General features: G+C 47.0%; 3 protein-coding genes. All 3 read right to left on the reverse strand.

Going from position 1 to position 6,257, the window contains the following annotated elements; all coding sequences use genetic code 11:
- Positions 1–77: 77 nt before the first annotated feature.
- Positions 78–554 (reverse strand): PaaI family thioesterase, encoded by a 477-nt coding sequence (locus tag ONB37_14015; protein MDZ7401273.1) that lies wholly within the window; start codon positions 552–554, stop codon positions 78–80.
- Positions 555–834: 280 nt separating this feature from the next.
- On the reverse strand, positions 835–4,632 hold the full coding sequence (locus ONB37_14020; protein ID MDZ7401274.1) for a right-handed parallel beta-helix repeat-containing protein: 3,798 nt from the start codon (positions 4,630–4,632) through the stop codon (positions 835–837).
- A gap of 51 nt (positions 4,633–4,683) precedes the next feature.
- Positions 4,684–5,184, reverse strand: a complete 501-nt coding sequence (locus ONB37_14025; GenBank protein MDZ7401275.1) for an ester cyclase — start codon at positions 5,182–5,184, stop codon at positions 4,684–4,686.
- Between the last annotated feature and the right edge of the window lie 1,073 nt (positions 5,185–6,257).

Below are 6,257 nucleotides of genomic sequence, written 5' to 3' on the forward strand. Positions count from 1 at the left end.
TCAGGATTCTCCACGGTAAATGGGCTTAAGAGATATGACGACCTGAAAATAGTTATGCCCTCCAAATATGGACGAAATTAATCATAAACTCGCCAGAATGGCCGCTCGGCTTCCCAGTTTTTCAAGACCTCTGGCGTTGGCCGAACGACCACCGCAGTGCATTCGGCGGTGACAGTACCATCAGGCAGGCGGAGTTCTGCCGCCACTTTTCGGCTGCGGTTCCCCTCACTAACGAGCCAACCAATCGCCTTGAGGGGTATATTCGTTGGAGTGAAGTTTCGGTAAGTGATGTCCAATTTCAACGTGACGAATAGATTATCAAAATTGCCATCGAGCATGACGGCTCGGCCTGCGGTTTCATCCAAAATCGCCGCCACAATTCCGCCATGCACAATGCCGGGATAGCCATTGAAATGCTCGGGAACAGTCACCGTCCCCTCGACCTGATTCGTTACTGGGTTGTTGTACCATTCCATTTTCAAGCCGAGCTCATTCTGTTTGCCGCACATGAAGCAAGTGCGCGACGAGGGTTGTTTGATCTTTTGAGTCTCCAAATTCGCCTCCGATTTATCAAATCTTCCTGATAATAATCTTAATCTGAACGATAGAAAAACTATTTGAAATGGAAAAAGTTTCTGCTAGCCTTTGAACGGTGAGATAATTGTGGAGTAACAATGGGAGCGTATATCTGAAGAATGAGCCAAAGAAATTACAGAATGATGAGAGTAATGGGGCGTAACGCTTGCCATTATTCTCATCATCCAATTTTATATATTCAGCAGATTATTGGCAACTGTATAAATTCCCTCTCAGCGTCTTTCATCCAACTTTCATTCACTTGATGAAAATTAGCTTTCTCGTTGCCCTGAAAATTATTTGCTCTTCAGACCGCACATTCATTTGACAAAAATACACGCCACTGCTCATGTTATTTTCGTGGCCATCTTTTCCATCCCACACAACATGATGACAACCGGCTTCTTTTTTCGTATCCACCAGCGTTCGGATTTCTCGTCCCATAAGGTCAAAGATCTTGAGGGTAATGTAAGCTGGCAGCGGCAAATCGTACTGAATCGTGGTTGAAGGGTTAAAAGGATTGGGATAATTCGGGCTCAGGGAGAATTCCTTTGGTAACTGCATCTGAGGGCTTGCCTCAACCTTTGTAGCAACCGGGGCACTGAATTCGGAGGTGTTTCCGCTAGTATCTATTGCCGTTGCTGTGATAAATGGCAATGGCGCCGCTCCCGATAACGCCAGAACAAAATTTCCAACAGCATCCGCGACGGTTGAGCCCAGATAGATGTGTCCCTGGCTGTTTTCATCGGCATAGATTTCAACCGTCTGTCCTGGACCAGCCGAGCCAGTTATCTTGGCAGCCGTCACTGATTGAATGGTTGGCGGAGCGAGTTCCGTGTTGCCGCCATACAAATTTTTAATTCCAGAACCAGCGTTTTGAGATATTGCGTTGCGGGTAGTACGATTCCGGATGGCGGCTGTCCCCAGAACCAGCACCCCATGCCCACCATTATGGCCGATCAAATTCTCGATCACCAGGTTATTTTGCGCCTCGCCCGAGATGTACACACCATCATTTTTGTTGCCGAGTGGCTCCCAGTCGGGATTGGTTCCGATCCAATTGTTGGCGACCACATTGCCACTTGATCCGGCGATGTAAACCCCGTAGCCGTTGCGGAAGATGCGATTGTCCACCACTTCATTGCTGTCACTTTTGTCTTGAATGAGGATGCCCTGGATGCCGTTGCCCTCAGCGCTATCAAAAGGCCGATAGGGCCCAACGAAATTGGCCAGCACCACATTGTGAGAAGAACTATCGGAGATGAAAATACCTGCTTCAGTGTTTGCTGAAATCACATTGGGTAAAGTATCCACCGGGGCAATGTGTAGGTGTCGCGTTTTGCCATGCAACCAGATGCCTAAACGATTGCCCGCAACGGATAAACCCGCGAAATCGGTACCAACGTAGCAGCCCGAGATTCTTCCGCTGCCAACACCAACCATCTCGATACCGGCATTTTTGAAGTGATTGATGATAAGCGAATAAATCTCCACATGCGGCGCAGTAGCGGTAAGCCCCGTGGCACTAGCACCGGCTTCCGTGCCGTCCAATTGGATTTCCGGCCCATGAGGATTGGTATCCTTGCCGATAAAATCCGCTTGCGAACGGCCATCAATGATCAGCCCTTCATCCGATATTCCAGGCAGTGCGCTGTCTGGGCGAATGGTCCAAACCCCGACGTCGGCATCGTATCCGGCCACTCCTTGCGGTATCTGGAAAAAGAGCGTATCGATTCCAGCACGGGCATTGGCCTGCAAGATGGCTTCACGGAGCGAACCAGGACCAGACTCCTCGGTAGTGGTCACGAGGATTGGACTGTGTGTTTGGGCTACCACAATCGCAAAGTCCGCATCGCTGGTATTGGCAGGATTACCGTCGTTCGCATCGGAGATTTTGATGCGACAATGCTCCGAAAGGGTATTTGGCACCTTCCACACATAAGCGCCGTCATTCTCGGTGGAAGCGATGATGGTGGAAAACGACATCCCGCCATCGGTCGAATATTCGATGTGCACAAGCTCGGTGAAATTGGCGCAGACCCATTCGATCCCGCACTCGGATCCTGCTGACAACTTCTCACCACCATTGGGCTGCAAGACGGTGATGCTTGGTGGGGCAATAGGAGAAATGGTAAACATTGCATCGCTAATGTCCCATGGGATGCCATCGACCGCATCTAAAATTTTGACCGCACAAGTTGTCGAGGGCGTGTTCGGAATCGCCCAGTCATAAGAGCCAGTGTTTGCGGTTGAAATGACAATGGTGGCATAGGAAGCGCCACAGTTTGTCGAATATTCGATCCGAATTGGATTATTGAGATTGGCGCTGGTCCACTTGATCCGTTGCTCGGAGCCAACGGTCCAATCCTCATTGCCATTGGGGCTAATAATGGTAATAGATTCTGTGGCAAATGGCATCATCACCGCAAAATCGGACAGATGGCCCACCGTGCCACAAATGGTATTGGCATTGACATCCAGCGAGGTGGTGACATCTTTCCATTGCCCCGATTCGTAGACCTGCAACTTAAGCCCAGCCTCTTGCTGGGGCGTCATACCGGCATTGTTGTATTGAATACAGATTTTGATATTGCCGGTGTGGGTTGCCGTGGTCGTAATCGAATAATAAGTTGGCGAGCCCGATGGTACAATCGTGAAGCCACCAGGAGGCGGCGACCCACTGTTTGAGATCGTCAACGTAGTGTTGCCAGCGCCGGTAACACCATCAAATGTCACGGTAACTCCGCTGCCCAAATTGACCTGAATGTTGGTGCCAGGGTTGGTGTTGTTCACCGGAGTGGCCGCAAAAATATTTCCGTAGAGATCAATATCGGTGGATGAAACATTGCGCTTGTCCTGCCAAACCACCAATGCCGAGGCACCGGTTGTGCTCGCCGCAATGGCTGGATAATCCGGGTCTTCATTGCCATTGGTTCTTGACAGAACGACATTCGCAAAGCCCACCACATTCTTAAACTCGGTAGTTGCCCGGATGTGATTGACTGTGGCATCATTGCTCGCTGCATTGGTTGGGGTTTCATTCCAGGCGACCATGAATTTTTGCGCAACTTTGTTGTAGACAACTTCGGGCTTCCAGCGGCCATAGTGCCAACGAACGAGCTGAATATCGGTCACCGGAAAATAGGTGTTTGTTACATTCGCTGGAGGATTAACGGCATCAATGAACGCACCCCAAACGCCACCCAAAGTCGCTGTTACGCCGGGGAGTTCGGGCCAGGGCCATTTATTATTCGTATCGTCCCACACCACCAGGAACACTGGGTTGCCGTCTTTATACCCAAAAGCGGATTGCACATAATCTGCACTGTATCCAATATACCCCTCGCCATCGGCATAACCACCGGTGGGATAACCGGTATCAAGCTTAATGGATTTAATCAGATTTCCTTCCCAATCGAGTAGCCGATGCCCTTCAGGCCACCATGATAAAAGATAACGGCCTTTGGGGGCGATCGGCGCATAAGTGAGGCAGTAGGTTGAATCGTTCGAAACCAAGAGGTCTTTAATTGATCCCAGGTTTTGCAACTCGGGATCGATTCTTCTCACATTAATGGAATGGTGTATGGTGGCAAAACTATACGCAGCAAGAAAATATTCATTGGCCAGTTCATTGTAAAGAATGCGCGGATAACCGGCATTGGTCATTAACTGCACCGCTCCGCCAATTAACTTGCCGTCATGGTTAATTCTCTGGCCAAGGATATCGCCCAAACCTTGGAAGACAACCAGGTATTCATCGGATTTAGAATTGTAAGCTGCAGACGGTTTCGCCGCCATGCCCACAATCTGAAACGGCGCTCCCAATTTTGTACCACGAAAAGAAACTCGTTGTCCCATCACCGGGCCAAGTATGTAAAAATTTCCAGCGGGAATCCATTCACTCCAAATCAACAGATATTCGTTATCGGTGGAATTATAGACTACAACAGGCTCGGTTTCTTTGTTACTGCTTTGGCGGATGGGAAAATCGCCTAAAGCAGGCAGACTCACCGTCAGGATGAGTCCCAGAGTCAGGAAAGCGAAAAAGGTTTTCATGTTTATCTCCTCCTATGATTGAAAACCTCAAACCGATCGCTGACTAATGGGCTATTTCTTGCTTTCGGCTGGGACAAAGGAAAAGCCGAGTTGCTCCAGCCACGATTGATTATCCCACATCGCCCACTCTTCTTTTACTTTCCCATGGGCAAAATGCAAAAAGCTGATACCAATAACTCTAACCTGTTTACCTGTACCAGGATATATGCCTGAATCGGTAGGAGTAGCTGTAACCGTCCAGCGCACTGCTGCCTTGTCTGAGACATAGATTTCTTCATTTACTACCAAAGTAAAGTCAGGGTAGATGGTTCGGAGTGCAGCGATATATTTTTTCAACGAGTCCAGCCCTACAATGGGTCTGGCGTTTTCATGAAAAACAATATTGGAATCTGCGACAGCCCCCAGCATTTCGACATCCCCTGTGTTCCAGATTTTCAAGTAAGCATCCGCAACGGCCTTTAGTTCTTTTGTCGCATTAGGCCGTTGACAGGCGAGCAGGCTTGCCACCCCGATCAGTAAAATGGTGATCAATGAGTTAATGAACGCTCTCATTTTTCCCTCCTAATTTCATGGTTGAAAGTTCTTATTCTAATCTTAAAAACACGAGTTTTTTCGTTTGCTGAAATCCCTCTGTTTGGAGATGATAAAAGTAGACGCTGGTTGAAAGGCCTTTGGCATCGAACACGCCTTCGCAGTTTCGGGCGGCAATTTTTCATTTACCATTATTACGACCTCATGTCACTCTGCTTCACCAATTTGACTTTTGATCGTAACTTCCTGCCATTACACCCACGACAATGATTCAAAGCAATCCAATTTTTTTTATGCTCTGGAGGGTTCATTGTCTGGTCCAATTCGGAACTTTTGGATTGTTCATGACCTAGCCAGCATAATCCTGGCATCTCAACTAAAAATGCCGATCAAAATGAACTCATTTGTTGTTCTTGACTGCGCCTACTTCCTGGTTGCGCTCTAGGTTCTGTTTCTCAAAATCAGCTATCAATATGCAGATTATTTTGGGTGTTAGGAATTTGTGCTCTAATAATTTCCGATAATGACTGGCAGCATATCATCACTTCATTTTCCGTTAATCGGATATGATGGATCTTATGGTTAGACATCCAATGGTAAAGTGTCGCAAGGCTCAATCCAGTAAGCTGTGCTGCCGTCGCTAGGGTAATTAGCTCCTGACTTCCGCAAATTGGACAACATGCAATTGCTGGAGTTTGGCCTTTTTTTACCCTTTTGTGGTATTGAATAATGTTGATTTCCTTTATTTTCTTTCTAATGATTTTCTCCTGATTTAATCAACTCCTGCTTCTATCCCATTGAACACAAAGTATATCTCTTCAAGCCATGGAATTTTTTAACAAGAAAATTTAAAAATAATTTTGATGACTTGCTTGATAAAACCATGAAAAAATTTTGAAAAAATTACGGCATGTTCGCTCTTCAAGCACATTCTATTTACTAAAATGAAAAATTATTTCTTGACAATGAAAAATTTATGTCTTAGATTTTAGCTGCAATCATAAGACGCTCTTTATATTTGGAGAACTACCGAGATCCGTATGGCTCGCAAAGGAGGAAAAAAAGTCTATCGGTTTTTCGATTTTACGATTGAA

This window comes from candidate division KSB1 bacterium, from assembly GCA_034506395.1.
In the GTDB taxonomy this organism is placed as follows: domain Bacteria; phylum Zhuqueibacterota; class Zhuqueibacteria; order Thermofontimicrobiales; family Thermofontimicrobiaceae; genus Thermofontimicrobium.